Annotated in this window: 18 protein-coding genes; 7 read left to right on the forward strand and 11 right to left on the reverse strand. The window is 60.1% G+C overall.

From position 1 onward, the window contains the following. Window positions 1–17: 17 nt before the first annotated feature. The 3 genes from B7L72_RS15955 to B7L72_RS15965 all read right to left on the reverse strand — a co-directional run bounded on the left by B7L72_RS15955 (window position 18) and on the right by B7L72_RS15965 (window position 3,587). Window positions 18–1,370: a NarK family nitrate/nitrite MFS transporter gene (locus B7L72_RS15955; RefSeq protein ID WP_016914702.1), complete on the reverse strand. Its 1,353-nt coding sequence runs from the start codon at window positions 1,368–1,370 to the stop codon at window positions 18–20. Window positions 1,371–1,703: 333 nt separating this feature from the next. After that, a complete protein-coding gene (locus B7L72_RS15960; RefSeq protein ID WP_081195463.1) occupies window positions 1,704–2,723 on the reverse strand; it encodes a patatin-like phospholipase family protein in 1,020 nt (339 codons plus the stop codon). Window positions 2,724–2,831: 108 nt separating this feature from the next. Further along, window positions 2,832–3,587 carry a murein L,D-transpeptidase catalytic domain family protein gene (locus tag B7L72_RS15965; RefSeq protein ID WP_081195465.1) on the reverse strand — a complete coding sequence of 252 codons (756 nt, stop codon included), beginning with the start codon at window positions 3,585–3,587 and terminating at the stop codon, window positions 2,832–2,834. Between the two features lie 170 nt (window positions 3,588–3,757). Between B7L72_RS15965 and B7L72_RS15970 the strand changes: the two genes are divergently transcribed. Further along, window positions 3,758–5,395, forward strand: a complete 1,638-nt coding sequence (locus B7L72_RS15970) for a L,D-transpeptidase family protein (RefSeq protein ID WP_081195467.1) — start codon at window positions 3,758–3,760, stop codon at window positions 5,393–5,395. A gap of 76 nt (window positions 5,396–5,471) precedes the next feature. On the opposite strand, the gene B7L72_RS15975 is transcribed toward B7L72_RS15970, so the two are convergent. Beyond that, window positions 5,472–7,133 (reverse strand): peptidoglycan DD-metalloendopeptidase family protein, encoded by a 1,662-nt coding sequence (locus B7L72_RS15975; protein WP_081195469.1) that lies wholly within the window; start codon window positions 7,131–7,133, stop codon window positions 5,472–5,474. Window positions 7,134–7,744: 611 nt separating this feature from the next. Between B7L72_RS15975 and B7L72_RS15980 the strand changes: the two genes are divergently transcribed. Together B7L72_RS15980 and B7L72_RS15985 are read left to right on the forward strand one after the other, a co-directional pair. Beyond that, window positions 7,745–8,665, forward strand: a complete 921-nt coding sequence (locus B7L72_RS15980) for a LysR family transcriptional regulator (RefSeq protein ID WP_016914697.1) — start codon at window positions 7,745–7,747, stop codon at window positions 8,663–8,665. Between the two features lie 78 nt (window positions 8,666–8,743). Next, window positions 8,744–9,754, forward strand: a complete 1,011-nt coding sequence (locus B7L72_RS15985; RefSeq protein WP_081195471.1) for a glutathione S-transferase family protein — start codon at window positions 8,744–8,746, stop codon at window positions 9,752–9,754. Window positions 9,755–9,833: 79 nt separating this feature from the next. On the opposite strand, the gene B7L72_RS15990 is transcribed toward B7L72_RS15985, so the two are convergent. Next, a complete protein-coding gene (locus B7L72_RS15990) occupies window positions 9,834–10,313 on the reverse strand; it encodes a PRC-barrel domain-containing protein (RefSeq protein WP_016914695.1) in 480 nt (159 codons plus the stop codon). A gap of 96 nt (window positions 10,314–10,409) precedes the next feature. After that, window positions 10,410–10,607: a CsbD family protein gene (locus B7L72_RS15995; RefSeq protein ID WP_016914694.1), complete on the reverse strand. Its 198-nt coding sequence runs from the start codon at window positions 10,605–10,607 to the stop codon at window positions 10,410–10,412. A 508-nt stretch (window positions 10,608–11,115) separates the two neighbouring features. On the opposite strand from B7L72_RS15995, the gene B7L72_RS16000 reads away from it, so the two are divergent. Then, on the forward strand, window positions 11,116–12,828 hold the full coding sequence (locus B7L72_RS16000; protein ID WP_016914693.1) for a DEAD/DEAH box helicase: 1,713 nt from the start codon (window positions 11,116–11,118) through the stop codon (window positions 12,826–12,828). A 135-nt stretch (window positions 12,829–12,963) separates the two neighbouring features. Here the strand turns inward: B7L72_RS16000 and B7L72_RS16005 are convergent, their stop codons facing one another. Beyond that, entirely contained in the window at window positions 12,964–13,674 is a 711-nt protein-coding gene (locus tag B7L72_RS16005; protein ID WP_016914692.1) for a glutamine amidotransferase, read from the reverse strand. Window positions 13,675–13,786: 112 nt separating this feature from the next. Here B7L72_RS16005 and tpx point away from each other — a divergent pair, with 112 nt between their 5' ends. Then, complete coding sequence (gene tpx / locus B7L72_RS16010) at window positions 13,787–14,290, forward strand: thiol peroxidase (RefSeq protein WP_081195472.1); 504 nt, start codon at window positions 13,787–13,789, stop codon at window positions 14,288–14,290. Here the strand turns inward: tpx and B7L72_RS16015 are convergent. Next, on the reverse strand, window positions 14,287–14,955 hold the full coding sequence (locus B7L72_RS16015; RefSeq protein ID WP_081195731.1) for a gamma-glutamyl-gamma-aminobutyrate hydrolase family protein: 669 nt from the start codon (window positions 14,953–14,955) through the stop codon (window positions 14,287–14,289). The genes tpx and B7L72_RS16015 overlap by 4 nt on opposite strands. Beyond that, the gene (locus B7L72_RS16020; RefSeq protein ID WP_081195474.1) at window positions 14,948–15,946 is read right to left on the reverse strand and encodes an amidoligase family protein; all 999 of its coding nucleotides are present in this window, start codon (window positions 15,944–15,946) and stop codon (window positions 14,948–14,950) included. The genes B7L72_RS16015 and B7L72_RS16020 overlap by 8 nt, the downstream gene beginning before the upstream one ends. A 126-nt stretch (window positions 15,947–16,072) precedes the next feature. Here B7L72_RS16020 and B7L72_RS16025 point away from each other — a divergent pair, with 126 nt between their 5' ends. Further along, window positions 16,073–18,457, forward strand: coding sequence for a mechanosensitive ion channel family protein (locus B7L72_RS16025; RefSeq protein ID WP_081195476.1), 2,385 nt, complete (start codon window positions 16,073–16,075; stop codon window positions 18,455–18,457). Here the strand turns inward: B7L72_RS16025 and B7L72_RS16030 are convergent. Next, window positions 18,425–18,862, reverse strand: coding sequence for a hypothetical protein (locus B7L72_RS16030; RefSeq protein ID WP_081195478.1), 438 nt, complete (start codon window positions 18,860–18,862; stop codon window positions 18,425–18,427). The genes B7L72_RS16025 and B7L72_RS16030 overlap by 33 nt on opposite strands. Before the next feature lie 80 nt (window positions 18,863–18,942). After that, the gene (locus tag B7L72_RS16035) at window positions 18,943–19,965 is read right to left on the reverse strand and encodes a J domain-containing protein (RefSeq protein ID WP_081195480.1); all 1,023 of its coding nucleotides are present in this window, start codon (window positions 19,963–19,965) and stop codon (window positions 18,943–18,945) included. A 181-nt stretch (window positions 19,966–20,146) separates the two neighbouring features. Here B7L72_RS16035 and B7L72_RS16040 point away from each other — a divergent pair, with 181 nt between their 5' ends. After that, a complete protein-coding gene (locus B7L72_RS16040) occupies window positions 20,147–21,568 on the forward strand; it encodes a hypothetical protein (RefSeq protein ID WP_081195482.1) in 1,422 nt (473 codons plus the stop codon). Window positions 21,569–21,662 lie beyond the last annotated feature (94 nt).

The following is a 21,662-nucleotide window of genomic DNA, read 5'->3' on the forward strand; positions in this document are numbered from 1 at the left end:
ACGCGCCTGCTTAACTGCTAGCGTAAAGAGAGAGCGCCCTGTTCATGACGATCACCGGCGGCCTCACGGTAGGCCTTGGCTTCCTCGGCCTCGGTGGCATCGCTGAAGCGTACCACCAACACGCAAGAAGCCAGCAGCAGTACGGTAATGCCTAGATAAAAGAGCCCTTGCTGGTAGCTGAGGCTTTCATTACGAAACAAGAACGCGGCGGAGACGGCACCAATGTTGCCCCCAGCGCCAACGATGCCTGCCACGGCTCCCAGCGCTTTCTTGTTGATGAAGGGGACGACCCCGTAAGTGGCACCTTCCGCCATCTGCACGAACAGGCTGAACACCAGCATGATGCCAATCGCCATGCTGAGCACGTGCATCTGCGAAAACGCAATCAGCGCGATGCCTTCGCAGATCAGAGCAATGAAGAGCCAGCGCACACGCCCCTTGAGGCCCGCCTGTTTGGCGAACAGATCGGAAAAGACGCCGCCCAGGGTGCGGGCAAAGATATTCATCAGCCCGAACAGGCCCGCAATGAGCCCTGCCGTGGCCAGAGTGAGATCAAAGGTATCGAAAAAATAGATGGCGGCGATGTTGTTGATGGTCAGCTCTACCCCGAAGCAGAGCCCGTACACTACAAACAGCGCCCAGACACGAATATCCTTGGCGGCAGCCATGAAGCTCTGCGCGGCGCCATACTCGCCGCTGGCTTCCGGTAGCTCGCCGCGGGCGCGCAGCTCGCTGAAATTGCCATCCGGGGCATCCTGGGTAAAGTACCAATAAGCGATACCCGTCAAAAACAGCACGACCCCTGGCACCAGCATGGCAAGCCGCCAGCCCAGCGCTTCGTTGACGCCCAGCATGAGTATTCCGGAGAAGATGAGCGGCATCAGGATTTGCGTCGTACCGCCCCCCAGGTTGCCCCATCCGGCGCTGGTGGCGTTGGCGGTGCCCACCACATTGGGGGCGAACATCATGGTGGTGTGGTACTGGGTAATGACGAACGAGGCGCCAATGGCACCAATGGCCAGACGAGCCAGCAGAAAGGTTTCAAAGCTGTTGGCCAGGCTGATCCCCATGACGGGAATGGAGCCCAACAGCAGCAGTCCCGTATAGGTCTTGCGCGGCCCGATGCGGTCGCAGAGCACCCCGATCAGTAGCCTGACCACCACGGTGATCGCCACGGAAGCAATGATGGTGTTGCCGATTTGGGTTTGCGTCAGAGACAGGTCTTCACGTACGACAGCCATCAGCGGGGCGATGCCGAACCAGCCAAAAAAACAGATATGAAAGGCAAACCAGGACATGTGGAATGCCCGCATCTGTGGCGTGGAGAAATCGAGCAGCCGAATACGATTGGCTTTGTGGCGGATGTTCATGGGTGGCCTCGGGTAGCATGGAACGAGTTCGTCAACGCACAACGCCAAGGGCACTGCACAGAGACGGGAACACGCCTTCATCGTTGAAGGTCAGGTTCGACGCACTCGTACCCGGCTGGGCCTGGTCCACGCCTATAACACTGGAAATCACCAAGCAAATAATTCGCCACTAGCCATTTTTTAAATATAAAACATTGATTTAATGAATAACGATGGGGGCGCTGGGGGTGTGGTGCCAAGGGGGGTGAGCAGGGGCGCACTCGATTGGGGCAGTAGCGCCGAGTCGAGTGCGCCAAGTTGGCGCAATATCAGAGGGTGCCTGCTCTTGAAGGACTAGCCATGCAGGTACACGGCGTCGATATCCAGCGTCGAGCGCTCACCAATCGCCTCGAAGTGCTCGTTGAGCCACAGCTCTGCAGCCGCTTTGCCCTGGTCGAACAGGTGGCACAGGAACGGCCATTCGGCATTGAGCTTACTGGATACCGACAGGCTCTCCAGTGCCTTGTCGCCACTGATGCGATGAAAAAGAGCCTGCTGGTAGCAGTTTTCGATGCCTTGCTCCTCCAGTGCATGCTTGAGCAGGGCGATCATGCGGACTTCCTTGATCAGCGCAGCGTTGAAGGTGATCTCGTTCAGCCGGTTCATGATGGCCGAGGCCGTGGTGGGCAGCTCATCGCGGCGGATGGGGTTGATTTGTACCAGCAGTATGTCGCGCGCGCTGCACTCTTCCATCAAGGGAAACAGTGCGGGGTTACCCATGTAGCCGCCATCCCAAAAGGCTTCGCCGTCTATTTCGACGGCCTGAAACATGAACGGCAGGCATGCCGACGCCATGACGGCATCGACGCTCATCTCTTCACGACGAAACACGCGTTGCTTGCCGGTACGGACGTTGGTCGCCGCGACGAAGAGTTTCAGCTGGTCGCACTGGCGCACGCGGTCGAAGTCGATATGCGACGCCACGATGTCTCGCAAGGGGTTCAGGTTCAGTGGGTTGAGCTGATAAGGGGAAACCAGGCGAGTCATCAGGTCCATGGTGACATAGCCCGGTGAATGATCCAGGCTCCAGTTGCCGGTCAGTACGTCCATGGGGGAGCGGCGGATGGGGCTCGCCATGCCCGCCCGGCTGACGGCTTTCCAGAAATCCCGCAACGCTTGCCGAGCCGTCTCCTTGCCGCCGCGAGTCAGCGCGTCGGCCATGACGACGCCGTTCATGGCCCCCGCGCTGGTCCCGCTGATGCCCTCGATGTCGATGCGGTCATCTTCCAGCAGGCGGTCCAGCACGCCCCATGTGTAAGCGCCGTGGGCTCCGCCGCCTTGAAGCGCCAGGTCGAGTTTTTTTGCTGATGCCATGTGATCCTTCCCAAAGTGGCTAATAACGTGCCCTTAAGCATGGCATAAATGAGCACGTTCGGTAACACGGGTATGGTGGCGGTGCTGGCGGTGATCACTATCACGCCATTATCTCATCTGCGCGAGCTGCAGATGCTCATCCTGGCCACAGCGCAGGAAGGAAGAGGTCGCTAGCCACTCTTCATCGGGGTAGTAGGCAAACACGTACTGCTCTTCCTTGAGGCTGTCGATAAGCGGGTAAGTGATGTCTTCGCGAACGGCAGGGCAGCCATGGCTTCGCCCCAGTCGCCCCGTCTGGGCGATGAACTCTTCGCTTACATACTCCGCCCCATGAATCACGATGGCGCGTTGAAAAGCGAGGTCGTTCACCTCTGGCTCCAGACCCTCCAGACGCAGTGAGTAGCCATTGCGCCCGTAATAGCTGTTCATGGTGCGAAACAGTCCAATGCTGGATTGAAAACTTTCGGGGACGTTCGAAAACACTTCTGCCACGGCATCACCCGACCCTCGGCCATGGGACACCAGCTCTTCGAACAGCAACGCGTGCTGGTGCAGGTCGAAGACCCACAGGCGAGGCTCTGTGGAGGGCAGCGAGTAGTCGATGACCGCCAGGCGCTCGGCGTAGGGGTCGGCACAAGCGATGGCCTGCGCGGCCAGACGGAGCGCCTCACCGGAGACGCCAGGCGCCAGTTGTTGTAACTGATGATGAAGGGGCGACACGCCGATGGGGGGCTGGGAAGATACCTGGGCATAAAAGCTGGCAGCCTGGAGTGGAGAGGCGCCAAGTAACAGGCTCGTGGCGGTCATCAGGGTCAAAAAACGGGGGGTATCAGAGCGAAAACGAGTATACAAGGGTGAGAGCATCGAGTGTCATCCTGCCAAAGGTGCGATAAGTCCCCACTAGAAATGACCATGAACAGGCGCAAGCAGCTATGCTGAAGTAAAGTGTCAGACTATTCGGCCGGTAACGGGAACTGCCGATATCATTGGGCATCAGCGCCGTACAGCGCTGCATCATAACGCAAGGAGAGGCGATGAACGATCATCTGCGACTAAGACAATGGGCGATAGGCGCCCTGGTTGGACTTGTCCTGTCTGGCCCCTTGCTGGCGGTGGCTGCGGAGCCTGCTCCTCCTGGCATGCAACAAGCCTTGTCACAGCAGGTTGAGCGGGCAGGGGAGTCACTGCCGGTGGCAGCGTTTTATCAGCTCAATGGCGGGCAACCGGTTTGGCAGGATGAAGCCCGTGTGAAAGCTCTGGTGGAGGGGTTGAACGGCCTGCTGGATGATGGCCTGAGCCCCGAAGATTACCGCGCGACGACGCTGCTGGAAGAGTTCCGGGTTAGCCGCGCATGGGATGCTGCCGCCCAGGCACGCTTCGATGTCGATGCCACTCGGGCTCTGCTGCTGGCGCTGGAGCATCTATCGTCAGGCAAGGTCAATCCTCGTCAGGTGGAACCTGGCTGGGACGCTTCACGCCCAGAGCGCAGTTACGCGCTGCCTCGTGTGCTGAGCGCCGTGGAGCGTCACGATGTGGAATCGGCGCTGGCCATGGCCCGGCCCAGCTCACCCGAGTATGCCCAGTTACGCCAGGCATTGAGTGCCTACCGTCAATTGGCCGAGCAAGGCAGCGTTCCTTACCTGTCCGGTAGAGAAGCCTCGCTGCGGCCTGGCGACCGCGACGCTGATGTGGTCACGCTACGCCAACGGCTGACCCTGTGGGGCGCCTCGGGGCTGTTGGGTGCCGACAGTAGCGCCTATCCAATGATTGGCGTACAGGGGGCGCCGCGCGACCAGCAGCTGTTCGATGACACCCTGGTGCAAGCAGTGAAGCATTTTCAACGCCGCCACCAGTTGCAGGAAGATGGCATCGTCGGGGAGCGCACCCGGCTGGCGCTGAACATGCCGGTGGCTTCACGGGTCGACCAGCTGCGGGTCAACCTGGAGCGTGCGCGCTGGATACGCCCCGCCTTGCAGCGTGAGCCTCGGGTGTGGGTCGATATTGCGGACTACCGGCTGCATTACTTGCGTCCTGATGGCCAGCAGTGGGATGCACGAGTGGTCGTTGGCACGCCGCGGCGTGAAACGCCGGTCATTCACTCCACGATCAGCCACCTGACCATCAACCCCAGCTGGACCATACCGCCTACCATCATGCGGGAAGACGTGTTGCCACGGGTACGTGAGGATATCGGTTATCTGGCCCAGCAGAACATTCAGGTGTTGAGCCCCTCAGGGGAAATGCTGGATGCGCAGAGCATCGATTGGCAGCGCCCTGGAGGCGTTATGCTGCGTCAGGTGGCGGGGAGCCGTAACCCTCTCGGGAGGGTCGTGGTACGCTTTCCCAATAACGACATGATTTACTTGCACGACACCCCGGCGCGCGGATTATTTCAGCGGGAGCAACGGGCCTTGAGCTCCGGCTGCGTCAGGGTGGAAGGCGTGGCGGAGTTCGCTCAGATGCTGCTACAGGATAGTGGCAGTCGTCATCAGCTCAATGCGCTGATGAACAGTGGGCGCAGCGATCAGAACGTCAACCTGCCCCAGCGCATTCCCGTAGCACTGCACTACCTCACCGCGTGGCCCAATGCCCAGGGGGAGGTAGAGTTTCGAGATGATATCTACCGCCGAGACCCGGCACTGCTATCGGCGCTATCCGCACGCGACGCCTGATTCCCTCTTCCACGTATGCTACCTATGCGACAGGCCGCCCCTTGGGGCGGCCTGTCGAACGACGTATCACGATGAGCTACTGAACGGTGTCGCTATCGTTGTCACTGCTCTGGTTGCTGGCCACGCTGATGATGCCTGTCTCGCCACTCTCCAGTACCGCCAGGACCGGTTCGGCCTGACGTTGGAAGGCGATCAGAGTATCGCCACTCAGGCTGGTGTTTTCAGGCAGCTCGACGGTCATGGCATTGACCGGCGTATTGTTGACGATGACCTCATAATGCAAGTGAGGGCCAGTGCTGCGGCCGGTGTTACCGGATAGGGCAATGCGTTCACCCATGTCGACACGCTGACCCTGGCTGACCATCGGCTGCGAAAGGTGCAGGTAGCGCGTGCGGTAGCCGTTATCATGGCGGATGACGATATAGCGCCCTGCCGCGTGGTGATTGCCCACGCGCTCCACGCGGCCGTTGGCCGGCGCGATGATAGGCGTGCCGATCGGCATGGCAAAGTCGGTGCCGTTGTGCGGGCTGACCCGGCCTGTCACCGGGTGAAGGCGGCGCGGGTTGAAGTGAGAGCTCAGGCGATAGTTGCCTTCGAACGGACGGCGGGCAAAGGCCGGGTCCAGGCTGTTGCCTTCCGGGGTGTAGAAGTTGTCGTCGGAAGGGTTGCGCACCACGGTCAGATCCATGCGCTCGCCGTCATATTTGACCGCCAGCACCCGTGAATCCAGCGTTTCGCCATCGATCATGTCAGACTCGACCAATACCTGAAACTGATCCCCCCGGCGGCTGTCGCGACGGAAATCGAGTTTCTTCTCCAACAGGCGGGTCAGCTCGGTGACCGAGCTGCTGCTCAGGCCGGTAGCCTGGGCAGAGCGTGCAAAGCTGCCGCTCACGCTACCCGCGTAAAGCCGCTGTACCGGCTCGCCCTGGCGTTCGATGGTGGTGATAGCAAAGTGTTCGCTGTCTCGTTCCAGCAAAATGCCGTCGCGGGTGTTGCGCATCATGCGCAGCGACAGCAGTCGGCCTTCTTCATCCAGCTGGTAATCGAAGCTGTTGCCGGCGCGCCAGTTGGTCAGCAGGCGCTGGTCGGGCATGTCTTCCAGCAGCGCCAGTACTTCGCTGTAGCCTAGCCCCAGCTCGTTCTGAGCAACCACGGCAAAGGTTTCACCAGACACGACGATATGCGTCTGCCACTCGGGCACGAAGGGCTCTTCAGCGGCCAGCTCGCGCTCGAGAAAGGAAATATCGTCGAACAGCTCGATATCGTAATCTTCGTAGGAAGTAGCATCAGCAATGTCGACGGTGGGGTCGGTATTGAGCATGCCGCTTGCAAGAGTGCCCACGATCACGGCCATGTGCAGCGCGCCGTCATCGAGCGCAACGGCCAGGGGAGGCACGCTGGCCATGGAGGCTTCGGCGCTGGTGATCACGTCGAGGTCGACGATCTCGGTTGCTGCCAATTCGCTGAGGGGAATATGGTCACGGGTGGCGTCGAGGGCGCGGGAGGCGCGATCGATCGCTTCTGCAACAGGCGTTCGCTCTTGCCGCAGCGAGGGGACACCAGGAGCAGAGTCGCTGGGGAGAGGAACAAGTACGCTCTCCAGCGGTGTGTGAGGTTGATTCAGGTCGTTATACGTCGTCACCAGCTTTTGTGCGCCCAGCACAGTGACCATGGTGGCCACTGGTAATAGTAACAATTTATGCGTGCGGGGCAGCGAATGGAGGATTCGCAACATGGGTAAATGGACCGCCGAATTTGTGAAGTAAACGTAACAAGAAAGTGAGCAAACTCGGGAACCATACCCCAAGGAGGCAGGGGTGAATAGACTGTATATCCATACACAAAACATACTTCTGTCGAAATATGCAAATATTCGACAATGAGAACCGCTCTCGAACGCCGTTCGCTAACAAAAGTAACGGCGTAAACTGCCTTCGATGACCGCCGCATGGCGTGATCATCTTCTTAACCATAGACGCAAATGAAGGGTTATTAAAGATGTGCGTAAGTTGTGTCTAATTAAAACGGCATTTTAAGCACTTACCGACCAAAATGAGCGCTTGAAACGGACGTTTTTCACGGGCCAGGAAAGCGCATCGCCCAAAACGCCCTCCGACCTCGCAAACGTGGCTTTTTGAGGGTAATTGCTAATATTTAGAATGTGTTTTTTTGTTTCTGTATGTTTGTTTTTTGAAACACGGCGATGTTCCTGTGAGCCCGCGTATTAGCCCTTGGTGCAAAATTTGCTGTCAGGCCACGTACTCTCGACGTTTTACTGGCATCCTATGTGTTGTTTTTTCGAAGGTGAAGCGGTTTGTTTCGCTGTTTAGCGTCGAGGAAATCGAAATGTCTCGGGTAACACTTGCACAGTGGCAGATGCTCGCCGCCGTGGTCGACCACGGTGGCTTTGCAAGGGCGGCAGAGGCGATCCATAAAAGTCCCTCTACGCTCAACCATGCGGTACATAAATTGGAAGAACAGTTGGGTATCCAGGTACTGGAGCCCGTGGGGCGTCAGGTACGACTGACGGAAGCCGGTGAGCTGTTGCTGCGCCGTGCGCGTCAACTGATCGAGAGTGCGGCGTCGCTGGAGGACGTGGCCTCGCGCTTGGCTGCGGGCCTGGAGGCTGAAATCGTCGTCGCTATCGATCAAATCTTTCCTGCGGCGGCTCAGGCCAGGGCGCTGGAGCGCTTTTCGGAAACCTATCCCCAGGTGCGCGTACAGCTGCATGAGAGTGTGCTTAATGGCGGCACCGAAATGCTTTATGACGGGCGTGCCGACCTGGTGGTCACGGCCATTGAGGCCCAGGGGTTTCTTGGTGAGCCGCTGGTCAATGTGCACTTTGTGGCGGTCGCTCATCCACGCCACCCGCTGCATCAATTAGGGCGCGCGTTGGATCTGCGTGACCTGGCCCAGCATCGCCAACTGGTGGTGCGTGACTCGGCGTTGCGCCAATCGACCAATGCAGGCTGGCTAAAGGCTGAGCAGCGCTGGACGGTCAGCCATGTGGGCACCTCATTGGACATGCTCAAGCGTGGTCTGGGGTTCGCCTGGATACCTGAAACCCGTATCCTCGACGAGCTGGCCAGTGGAGCGCTGAAGCCGCTGCCGCTGAGCGCAGGAGGCGTGCGGGAAGTACCGGTACAGCTTATATTTCGTGACCGTGACCGGGCTGGCCCTGCGGCTCATGCCATGGCCGCTGCGTTGCGGCAGTCCGTCAAGGAGACGTGCAGCCAACATTCGATTCCCTCGAATGAAAGTCGGTAAAACATCCGCTTGAGCCCTCTCTTGTCGAGCGTATCCTGTAGACAGGCTATTTCATACGTTCGCAACGGGAGAAGCATCATGGGGTTATTGGTCAACGGCGAGTGGGTCGATCAGTGGTACGACACCAAAAAGCACGGTGGGGAGTTTGTCCGTGAGTCGGCACAGCTGCGTGATTGGGTAGGGGAACCTGCCGACAGCGGAAGCGTGTTGGAGGGCGAGGTCCAACGCTATCCTGCCGAGGCAGATCGTTACCACCTTTATATCTCCCTGGCATGCCCCTGGGCGCACCGCGTGTTGATCATGCGTCAACTGAAAGGCCTGGAGCCCTTGATCGGCGTCTCCCATGTCAGCCCGCTCATGCTGGACAAGGGCTGGACCTATCACCAGGACGAGGGTTCCAGCGGCGACCCGATCAACCACGTCGAGTTTCACCACCAGCTCTATACCATGACCGACCCGCAGTACACGGGGCGCGTGACGGTGCCGGTGCTGTGGGACAAGCAGCGTAATGCCATCGTCAACAATGAGTCGGCTGAACTCCTGCGCATCTTCAACCATGCCTTTGACGAGCTGACCGGCAATACGCTGGATTTCTATCCCTCCGACCTGCGTGATGTCATCGATGAGGTCAACGCCGATGTGTACGACCACATCAACAACGGGGTTTACAAGTCGGGCTTTGCCACTGAGCAGAAGGTGTACGAGAAGCATGTCACTGCGCTGTTCGACGCGCTGGAGCGCATGGAGAAGCGCCTGGGAGAGCAGCGTTACCTGGCGGGAGAATGGCTGACCGAAGCCGATATTCGTCTGTTTACCACGCTGGTGCGTTTCGACGCGGTCTACTACGGCCACTTCAAGTGCAATTTCAAACGCATCGAGGATTATCCCAACCTGTCCAACTACGTGCGTGAGCTCTATCAGTGGCCGGGCATTGCCGACACCGTCAACCTGGACCACATCAAGCGCCACTACTATTACAGTCACGACACCATCAACCCGACCCGTATCGTCCCTGCCGGGCCAGCGTTGGACTTTCAGCGCCCGCATGACCGTGAACGTCTACCGGGGCAAGGAGTGCGCCGTCGCTGAGTCAATGCGGCCATCCATGAAAATGGCCACCCGGTTGGGTGGCCATTGCGTACCTGTGTGTCGCTAAACAGCAAACGTATCAGTCGGAGCTGACGGCGTCACGGGCGGACTGCCAGGCACTTTGCGCGCCATCACGCGTGGTTTCCCAAGCATCGCGTGCGCCTGCCTTGGTTTGTTCCCACCAGTCGTGGTTGTAAGTAGGAAAGGCTTCCACTTCTTCAGACGTGGCTTGGAGCATGATCCGGTGCTCGGTATCGCCATCCGCTTCGGTGTGGGTTTCCAGCGTGAAGTGGTCGGTGCCGACAACGATTTCACGTCCGCCCAGCCCCAGTACAGAGCCGCTCTCTATGACCAGTGCAGTAATGCGCATCTCCTCATCGAAGAGAATGTTTTCCACCTCACCGATCTCTTCGCCGGAACCGCCCGCGAAGTAGACATCAGCATCCAGAATGTCTTCGGCTGAATACATACCCTGTGGCTCGGTCTGTGCGTGGGCGCCCATTGCCATGCTGCCCAGAAGTACCGTGCCGATAGCCGTTGTCAGTAGTGATTTACGCATAGCTTCTCTCCATGTTGCTATTGAATCAGCCAAATAGTCATCTATTGGAAAATGGATATGCATTGGCCTGCCTTTACGGCGCCAATGCCGAGACGATTAGAGGCCGTTGGCCCACTCGTCTGCACGGCGCTCGGCTTCTTCACGGGCCAGCCCGTATTTCTGCTGAAGCTTACCTACCAGCTGATCTTTCTTGCCGCCGATTTGCGTCAGCTCGTCGTCGGTCAATTCGCCCCAGCTAGAACGCGCCTTGCCTTTTACCTCGGTCCATTTGCCTTCGATCTGATCCCAGTTCATAGGCATCACTCCTTGAAGTTCGTGAACAACGTGAGGCACCTCTCAGGTTAGACCAATAGTGAACAAGTGCAAGTTTCAGGATGATATTGGTTAAAGTAAAAAAGCTGGTCAGCTTACCAGTGAGGTGGTAGGATGCGCGCTCCTCGCATGTGTTGACCCCTCCATCACGACGGCAAGCGTTGATTCGGTCGCCTCATGGCACCAAGCCGAAACGTTTGCAGGAACATCCCCTCGACTGGATGTTCATTGCTGTGAAGATGGCGCGCCTCCAGCATTTCACCAGACGGGTGAAATCGGCGCAGTAAGGTCGCCACAGCGGTTGGCCCGCAGCGTGCGGTATTGCCAGCCGAATGCCAGGTGCGACCGGCGTCTCCGACTCCACTGATGACGATATCCGCTATGCGGAGCCTTGTTCTTTTGCTGCGCACCGTGACGTGCGGCATATAACAGAGTCAGAGACGCTTACGATGTTTTTTGCCGGTGATACCGGCCTACCAAGGTGTGATTAATGACCTCGATTTCTGTCACCTCGCCGAGCTTCGGTGATCTGGCTCTTTTGCCTGCCGTTCTGTCTGCTGTAGAAGCGCAGGGCTACGAAACTCCTTCGCCCATCCAGGCGCAGACCATTCCAGCCCTGCTGGAAGGTCGCGATATGCTGGGTCAGGCACAAACGGGTACCGGTAAAACGGCTGCCTTTGCACTGCCGCTGCTGTCGCGTCTCGACATGCAGCGTCGCGAGCCCCAGGTACTGGTGCTGGCGCCTACCCGCGAACTGGCTCAGCAGGTTGCGGTTTCCTTTAGCAAGTATGGTCAAAACCTGCAGGGGCTCGAAGTGGCTACCCTGTGTGGTGGTCAAGAGTACCGTGAGCAGCTGGGCGCCTTGAAGCGCGGCGCTCAGGTCGTGGTCGGTACGCCCGGTCGTATCATCGACCACCTGGATCGCGGCAGCCTGAAGCTGGACGGTTTGTCTGCGCTGGTGCTGGACGAAGCCGACGAAATGCTGCGCATGGGCTTTATCGACGACGTAAAACGCGTGGTTGCCGATACCCCGAAAGATGCCCAGCGCGTGTTCTTCTCGGCCACGCTGCCGTCTGAAATCGAGCGCATCGTCAATCGCTATCTGGTCAACCCGGTCAAGGTGGCGATCGAATCGCGCACCACGACGGGAGAAAACATCGAACAGCGCCTGGTGCGTGTGGACGGTGGTGCCAAGCTGGAAGCGCTGGCGCGTATTCTGGAAGTGGAGCCGGTGGATGCGGCCATCGTGTTCGTACGTACACGTGCTGCCTGTACCACGCTGGTAGAGCAGCTGACGGCGCGCGGTGTCAACGCCGCTGGCCTGTCGGGTGACCTGGACCAGAGCCTGCGTGAGCGCACCATCACTCGCCTGAAGCGTGGCAAGGTCGATGTCCTGATCGCGACCGACGTCGCCGCTCGTGGTCTGGACGTTCCGCGTATCACCCACGTGGTGAACTACGACCTTCCCCAGGACGCCGAAGCCTATACGCACCGTATCGGTCGTACTGGCCGTGCGGGCCGCAGCGGTATCGCGATCACCTTCGCGGGCTTCCGTGAAGGCCGCAAGGTAGGCTGGATGGAGCAGGCAACGGGTCAGAAAATGACCGAAATGCCGCTGCCTGACGAAGCCGCTATCCGTGCGCACCGTGATGAAGTATTCCACCATCGCGTCGTGGCAGCCCTGACCAAGGGTGCCGAAGAGCAGCGCGCGCTGGTCGAGCGTCTGGTGGAAGAAGGTCACGACGCCGTCGAGCTGGCCTGTGCCTTTGCTGCCATGGCCCGTGCTGACGAAGCGCCGATTGGCCGTCTGCAAGCACCGCGCAAAGAGCGTGCTCCGCGTGAGGGTGCGCCCGGCAAACCTGCTGGTGCTCGCCGCGAGCGCTCCAGTGCGCCCAGCGAAGGCATGACCCGCTACCGTGTATCGGTAGGCCATAAAGATGGCGTCAAGCCTGGCCAGTTGGTTGGCGCGTTGGCCAACGAAGGCGGTATCGAAGGTGCCCGTATTGGCCGCATCGATATTCGCAACGCCTTCTCGGTGGTCGAGCTGCCCAGCGGCCTGCCGTCTACCATTCTGGCCAAGATGGCACGTGCCCGTGTGGCCGGTCGCCCGCTGGAAATCAGCGAAGACCGTGCGCCCGAGCGTGCACCGCGCCGTCGTCGTGACGATGGCGATGCGCCGGTTCGCCGTCGCGAACGTGCGTAAACGCCTGCCGGGCGACTGATGTCGCCCTGGCTACCATCCCCCCATGCCAAGGGCATGGGGGGATTTTTTTTTTGGCCATCCTGAACGTCATATCGCGGCGCGACCAAAAGCGCGCTACAGCATCGCAAACGCACACTACAGCATCGCGATGAACCGGGTCAGCAGGCGCGTGGCGTCGGGGGTCTCCGCGACGTCTTGCAGCAGTTGATCCGGGTCTTCGCCCTGGTCGCGCAAGGCAGCGCGCTGGCGTTCGATATAAGCGCGCATCACCGGCGGTGAAAACTCGGGATGGAACTGGACGCTCCATTGGCGTGGCCCATAGCGCAGCGCCTGGTGGGCATCGTGGCAATTGTGCGCCAGGATGCTGGTGCCGGGGGGAAGCTGCATGACCGCTTGGGCATGGGTCAAGTGGGCCACGAAACACTCCGGGAGTTGCCCGAACAGCGGGTCCTGGCGGCCTGCCTGGGTCAGGCGTACGCTGCGTGTGCCGGATTCACGCCCCGCCGGGTGGTAATCACTCACACCGCCAAACGCAGCGGCCATCAGCTGGTGGCCGTAGCATACGCCCAGCAGCGGCAGGTCGTCCGCCAGTGCCTGCTGTAACCAGGGCTTCAGCGCCTCGCTCCAGGGGAGCTGCTCACTGACCATGCTGTGGGAGCCGGTAATGATGGCTGCCACGATATCCTCCGGCGGCTGGCTGGTGAGGCGTGCATCCCATACGTCGAGGGTCAGGTGGTCGGGCAGGGCGTCCTGCACCTGGTCGATGAACAGCTGTTCGAAATCCCCGTGCTGATCCACCACTTCGGGGAAGGCGTCGCCGGTTTTGATAATGACTACAGAGGCCATGGTGTTCTCGCTAGCGTGTCGCGATGGATGAGGGATAGCCGAATCAGGGAGTTCCACGGTAAGCTGGGCCACTGATCGTCATTCCCCTTTTACCATACATTAGGAGCTTGATATGCAACAGATTACGCGGGCAGGTCAACCCATGGATGTGGCGGGCACCTTACCGGCGGTGGGGCAGGATGCACCGGCCATGACGCTCACCAACGGCAGCCTTGAAGACGTCACCCTGGCGACCTATGCAGGCAAGCGCAAGGTGCTGAACATCATCCCCAGCGTCGATACGCCCACCTGTGCAACGTCCACGCGACGCTTCAATGAGCTGGCCTCGTCGCTGGACAACACCGTGGTACTGGTGGTGTCTGCCGACCTGCCGTTTGCGGCCAAGCGTTTTTGCGGTGCCGAAGGGCTGGACAACGTGGAGACGCTCTCGACGTTCCGCCACCGCGAATTTCAGCAGGACTGGGGCGTGGCGCTATGCAACAGCAACATGGAAGGGCTCTGCGCCCGTGCCGTGGTGGTGCTGGATGCCGAGGATCGGGTGCTGCACAGCGAGCTGGTCAGCGAGTTGAAGAACGAGCCTGATTACGACACGGCGCTGGCTGCGCTGAAAGGCTAGCGGGACGCCTTGGCCGCCTCCACCAGCGCACGTATCAAACGCTGCTGGGGGCGGTTGAAGATCAGCCACTCCGGGTGCCATTGAACGCCTATCAAGAACGCATGGTCCGTGGACTCGATGCCCTGCACCAGCCCATCGCGGTCACGCGCCACGATCCGAATGCCCTTGCCTGCCCGGTTGACCGCCTGATGATGAAGGCTGTTCACACGACACCAGGTTGCCCCCAACAAACGATAGAGCTGGCTGTCGCCCACGATGTCGACGGTTTTGCGGGGCAGTACCGTGCGGCGCCGCTTCAAGCCTTCGTGGGTGGTGTAAATGTCGGGGTCCAGGCTGCCGCCCAGATGCACGTTGATCAGCTGCGCACCTCGGCAGATGCCCAGCACTGGCGTATGGCGAGGAATGAAACGCTTCAGCAGGTGGAGTTCCAGCTCGTCACGGGCTGGGTCCAGGCGTACGTCCAGCTGCACTTCACCGCCGTACAGGTGGGCTTGAATGTCGTCTCCGCCGCCAATGATCAGGCCGTCCAGGTGCTCCGGCAACGGGCGAGAAGGAGAAAGGCGTAGCGGCCTGCCGCCGTGTCGCCAGACGGCAAACCAGTCGAAGCACCAGGCAAGCTGGCTTTTGTAATCCGAGGTCGTGATGCCGATTAGAGGTCTAGGCATGGCCAAACAGTCTGCGCTTGAGGCGCCGCCACCAGGGTTGGTTCTGTTCGGCCATGTACTCCTGGCAGCGGGCGTGAAGGATGTCCTGGTCGTGGGCCAGCTTCTCTACCTCCACCCAGCGGTTCCACTCCATCACGCTGCCCCAGCCCGGCTGCGACAGCTGCGCATTGGGCAGCCGGTAATGAAAAGTGGGCCGTGGCTTGGTCAACTGGCCGTGCAGCAGCTCGTGAGGGTGTTCCGGGCGCAGGTGGGCGAACAGCGGCAGCAGGTCCAGCTCGCGGTTGCGGGTAGGGTTATCGGCCAGGTAGTCGTCGATGAAGGTGTCGAGGTCCGGCTGGTAACGCAGATCCAGCACCTTGCGGGCGTACTCCTTGGGAAACGGGTTGGCGTGCGGCAGCATCTCTCGGGTGATATCCACCTTGATTTCCTGGCGTAGCCAACTGGCCAGCAGCAGGTAGGCGCGTAGCATGGCGAGCAGGTAATCGACCTCGCCGCGCTCGATCTCTGGGTTCAGGTGCAGGCCGAAGCCGTACAGCAGGCTGGCATCGGTGCCTTTGGCGCCTTTTTCCCGCAGCGTTTCAAAGAGCGTATCGAGTGTTTCTAGCTCGTCCCAAGGAATAGGCGGGCAGACGATTTCGGTGGGCACCAAGCCGGTCACCATATCGCCGATTAGCTCGCGGGTTTTTTGGTGAAACTCTACTCGCCGCTGGTGCTGCTGGCGCGCCCATTCACTGTCGCTTTCATGGTGCTCTTCCAACAGTGCTTTATCAGGGTGGGCGTATTGGGTATCCAGCTCAATGCCAAACTCTCCCCAACGTGTGCCTTCCACCTGTAGCCGATGAGGGCTGACCACGTTAAGCTCCCCACCAAATAGCGTGCGCACCAGCTCAGCCGTCTCGCGGGGCGGTAGCCCGGCAAACTCGATTTCAACGCCGACGCAGCGTGTTTGGCCATCTTTATTTACGCGTTTGGGTGGGGCTTGCAGCGTCATCTCGGTATCCTTGAGAGGAACGTTTGAAGGCTCAGCCTATCATAGTCACACGTTGAGGCTGAGCGTAATCAGCGAAGTAAATGTTAATCACCGGTACCTGTGGCCGGTCTATATCGGGAGTAATGCGTGCGACAGCACTGGATAACCCAAATCATCGTAGGCGTAGTGCTCAGCATGCTGCTCAGCGCGGCGGCACTGGCGCAGAGTGTTTCCTTGCCTAACCTGACGGGTGGCGACTCGTCGGAACAGTCCGAGGTAAGTAACGAAGATTTTCAGCGCTCGCTTGGCAATGTGATCTCCATGCTTGAAAACGAGGAGCAGCGCACCGCACTACTGGATTCGCTGCGCGAGCTGCAGGTGAGCACCGAGGCCGCCGAGGAGGATGGCGTCGTTCGCCAGGGGTTGTTAGGCGCGCTGGCCGATACGCTAACCGACATTGGCGAACAGGCCCAGGCGGGAGATTCACCGATTGACGAGTGGTCACGCCAGCTAGTGCAGGGGGCGGATGACTTACGCGCTTTACATGAGGGCGCTGACCAAGGGGAGGTCATTCGCGCGGTGGCCGACGGCGCCGTGTTGGCCTTTGTATGGAGCGCGCTGTTGGTAGTGATGATTGCCTTTGGCCGCTTAGTCGCCACGCGTCGCCACTGGCCGTTGGATCTTCCCCGCGACCCCAAAGCGTGGCTGCTGGCGGTGCACTTTTTACGTCGCATGCTGCCGTGGACGCTGTCATTTGCCATTACGCTCGGTATTGGTCAAATCCTGCCTTACAGCCCAGGGCGTGCCGTGGTGCTGGTGGTGGCATATATTTGCCTATGTGGCCGCGCGCTTTCGGTAGTGTTTGAGACCGTGATCGCCTTCTTCAGTCGGGGCCATCGCTTCCCGGCAGTGCAGGTGTTACAGCACAAAGCGCTACGTGGCCTGTTTGTGATTGGCGCGCTGATTGCCTTGGGCGATGCGGTGAACTCCACGCGCTTAGTAGAACTACTGGGCACAGAGCTTTCCGGCTTGGTATCGGTGCTGGCGAACATGCTGGCAGCGCTGCTATCGGCGCGCTTTATCTTAAAGTTTCAGCGCCCCATACGTCATCTGATTTGCAACCGGCCTTACAAGCAGCGCCGCGATGCCAGCGCCGCGGTTGAGATGATTCGTACCTTGGGAGGGCTGTGGCATATCCCGGCGCTTTTAATGGTTGGCGGCTCGCTGCTGGCGATTTTCATTACCGTGGGGGATGTGGGCACGGCCCTGGCACGCTCGATTGTCTCTGCCAGTTTACTAGTGCTGACGCTAGTCGTGACCGGGCTGCTGCGCCGCCAAGCCGAGCGGCTCAACAAGCGCCGCCATCGCCGCCGCTTCAGCCAGTACCGCAAGCGTTTGGAACGTTTCGGGTTCGTGCTGGCACATATTTGCGCGTGGATGGTGTTCGCCGAGCTCTCTATGCAAGTGTGGGGCGGTTCGCTGTTTGGTTTAGGCCAGCCGGCGGTGGCCAGCGCCCGCATCGGGCAAGCGCTGGTGAGCCTTGGTGCTACGATTTTGCTGGCCTGGCTGGTATGGATCTTTGCCGATACCGCCATTCAGCGGGCGTTGACCTCTTCGGCTCGCTCCCGCGGGCGGCGGGTAAATCAAGCCCGCGCGCAAACCATCACGCCGATGATCCGTAACGTGATTTTTGTCACCATCCTGATCATTGCGGTGATTGCTGGGCTGGCCAACCTTGGGGTCAACGTCACGCCGCTGCTGGCCGGTGCTGGTGTGATCGGTCTGGCGGTGGGGTTTGGCGCGCAAACCTTGGTGCAGGATTTGATCACCGGCATCTTCATTCTCATCGAAGACTCGCTGGCGGTGGATGATTTCGTCACCATCAATACGCACATGGGCACCGTCGAAGGGCTGACGCTGCGGACGGTCAGACTGCGCGACTTGGACGGCGTGCTACACATCATTACCTTTAGCCGTATCGAATCGATCCACAACATGTCGCGCCAATTCGGCATTGCCTTGATGCGGATTCGCATTCCCTATGACATGAAAATCGATGACGCCATCACGCTGATGCAGGAAACGGCTCAGGAATTGCGCAAGGACCCGATGATGCGTCACTACATCTGGTCGCCGCTGGAGATGCAGGGGGTGCAGGCCTTCGAAGATGGCTGCCCGATATTACGGATGCGCTTTCGCACCGCCCCCGAAATGCAGTGGGACGTGTCACGGGCCTTCAATCTGCTGCTGAAGCAGCGCATGGAAGCCCAGGAAATTGACCTGGGTGTACCGCGGCTCAGCGTGCGTATGGAGGCACGCTCTGAGGCCCGTGGCGACGAGCCCCATGGCACCGACATGACGCTGCAGCATCGCCAGCAGGGCGACGTCGATTCGCCCCAGCATGCCCCCGAACCACCCAGGCCTGCGCCCAGGCCCACCGAGGCCGAAACTCGCCGTGACGAGCGGCAGCGCCCCGAGGGCTCAACAGCCGTGCCGCCGCTAGCGCAACCCCAGCCCAAGTCCCAGACTTAGGGCAATGCCAGTGGCTAGCCCCAGGCCTGTGCCCAGCGCAAACAGCGTGACCAGCAGCCAGGGCCCGCGCAGCCCTCGCCAGCGGTTATATAGCGAAACGGCGTGGCTGACTCGGTCGACCAGTTCGTCATGGCGCGAGATGGCGTGGTCAGGGGGCAGCGAGAAGTCATTGGCCACGTCACCTTGCCAGTGTGCTCCGTGGGTCAATCCAAGGCGCGCGCGGAGGCGGCCGATGTCGCTCAAGGTGCCGTGCAGCGCATCGTAGGTTTCACGGTGCGGGGCCACCGTCAGCACCGAGGTGGCGTCCTGGCGCAGGGCGCTATTGGGGCAGCGCGCCACGGCGGTGTCGATCTGCTGCTCATTGGCATTGGGGGGCAGGGTCAGGCGTTGGTAAAGGTCGCGCATAATCCGGCGTCGGTCTCGTAGCAGTGAGCACAGTGAAAAAGCATGGTGACAGGCTATTGGTCGGCAGGCTTGCCGATCCATCATGCCTGGTAAGTTTGCATCAGATAATCATACGCGTTTTTGATGCGCTGAAAACGTGCCGAGGCCAGCGCCACCTGATGTTCGCTTTCCGAATAGAAGCGGTCGGGGTGATGCAGCTGCGCCATGCGTCGATAGGCCTTGCGCACCTCTGTCTTGCTGGCGCCGGGCGTCAGCCCCAGCACGGCCAGTGCCCGGGTGGTACGGTCGGGTGGCGGGGGAGGATGAGGGGCGCGCTGATAACGTTCGCGGCGGGCCTGTTCCGCCCGGGCTTGCTCCTGCTGTTGGCGGGCGTGTTCACGACGCGCCTGTTCGGCGCGAGCCTGCTCCTGGCGCTGTTGCTCTGCACGTGCGTGTTCCTGGGCTTGCTCGGCACGCTGCCTAGCCTGGCGCGCTTCCTCCTTACGCTGCTGTTTTTGCTGCTGACGCTGCGCGCGTGCGTGCTGCTTGTCGGCCTTGGCGCGCTGCTGCTGTTCGGCCTGTGCCTGGGCGGCTTGTTCTCGCTCGGCAGCCTGGGCTTCCTGCTCGGCCTTGTGGGCGTAATACGCCGGGTCGTGCACCTGCCAATAGGCATCGCGGCTAGGGTCTTCCGGGGCTCGCAGCGGCTTGCCGGTCAGTTCCTGAAACAGGGTGTTCAGGGTCGTGGGCACCACGTTCAGCAGGTCGGCCAGAAAGCGCAGAATATAGTGGTTGGCCAGCGATAGCTCGCCATCGTCGGTAGCCACCGTGATGGCCTGGTGCATTACGCTGAGGCTACGCTCCCTGGAGCACTCCTTGCGCACGACTTCGGCGGCCAATTGAATGGCGTGAAGGTCCTGGCTATGGGCAATGCTCATGATCGGCCCCAGTTCGTGCCCATGGCGAAACTGCGCGCTGACCTGGGCCAGCCGACGTCGGCGTTGCCCCTCGGAAACGTGCTGGCGATGCACGAGCACCCAGCCAAGCAGCAGTAGCGTGGCCGTATCCACTTGGCTACGACTTTTTAGCAGCAGCAGCTCAAAGGGTGAAAAACGGGCGATGGGCATCCCTGGGCTCCAAGGCGAAGAAGTAAAGCGCTGATCCATGATATGCGCTGCATGGCGCGACCTTCATGGTACGGTCTTTAATCGAGGTGCGCTGGCAGACGACGCTCTGCCAGCCAGCCGTACTCGCGAGCTCACCATGGTATATCATCGAGTCTGTCATGAAAGCAGGAGATAAGTGAGGGTGATCAACGTTGAACGTAAAAACAGCTTCCAACTGCGCTTGTCTCGACGGCTGAAGGAAGAGACCTCACATACGCTGGATGTGTACTTGTTCGTGCCTCAAGAGCTGGGGCTGAGTACGCACATCATCTCCGAAGAAGCATTTTATCACGCCGCCATCAACGTCTCGCGCACTTACTACAGCGACGAGTACCATCTGCCGCTGGTGCATAGCCGCCTGGCCAGTCGTAACCAGCTGGGCAGCGACTCCTACCGCTTGAGCCTCAGTCTCTACGCCTACCAGTACGTGGTGGCGCTGGAGCGCACCACCCAGGGCATGCTTTCCACTGCCCGTAAACTGCGCCGCCTGCAGGGTGAGGAGAAGAGCAATACCCACGACAAGGCGAGCGAGCTTTACGACCAGCTGGTCGAGATGAGCGACCTGAGCGACGGCATTCTCAAACGCCTGCGGCGTAACCCGCCCACCGATGAGCGGCTATACAAGTACTTTGCCAACATCGACAACTATCTTTCCTGGTTCACCGAGCAGCAGCTGCTGGCGCTGGTGGCGCATATGCCGAAAGGAGGGTCTTTCAGCGAGGTCAAACGACGCCTGGTGACCATCTGCCACCGTGAAGGTGAATACCGCGAGCAGCAGGAGTACAACGCCGAGCGCGTACGCGATGACCCCACCCGCATGTCCAACAAGATGCGCCTGCTGCGACGGCTGATCGAGTACCCGATCACGCTCAAGCAGCGTGCGCTGGAGCTGGGTAGCGGCGAACAGAAAGCCGTCAAGGCCCTGGCCACCGCGGTGGTCATGGCCTTCGTGTCGCTGGGGGTACTGCACCTGCGCGACGTGATTGGCGACATCACCGCACTGTTCGTGCTGGCCATGGCGCTGCTCTACGCCATGCGCGAAGTGTTCAAGGACGACCTGCGCAATACCCTATGGCGATGGCTGAGAAGAGGCCGACCCAAGTGGCGGCGACAATACATCGACCCTACCCGCAATGCGCTGGTCGGTCGGCAGCTCGAATGGTTCGACTACAAGCGCTATACCGCCCTCGACCAGGACATACAGCAGATGCGGCGGCGCACGGTGGCCCAGCGCGAAGAGGTGGTCATGCACTATCGTTCCAGCTCGCGCATGTCCCCCACGCGCTTCTTGAGCGGCTATGAGCATACCCGCGAAACCCTGAGCATTGACCTCTCCATGCTGACCCGACTGATGAGCAAGGATAAGCACCATATCTATCGCCTGAAAGAGGGGCAGGCGGTGCGGGAAAGCGTCGAGCGCCGCCACCTGTTCAACCTGGTGGTGCGCGAAACGGGCAGCGAAGATGCCCCTTACCTGGCGCGCTGGAAAGTCGTGGTCAGCCGCTCGGGCATCGTGGATGTCGAGCGCGTCGCCGAGAACCGCCCCGACGAAGCTCCAGTCTGAACAGCAATAGAACCTGACGCCAGTGCGCCGGTGGTGTTCGACTAAAATCCAATAAGTAAACGTTTACTCTTCTTGAGTAAACGTTTACTTTTCT

Source organism: Halomonas sp. BC1 (assembly GCF_002078135.1).
GTDB lineage: Bacteria > Pseudomonadota > Gammaproteobacteria > Pseudomonadales > Halomonadaceae > Vreelandella > Vreelandella stevensii.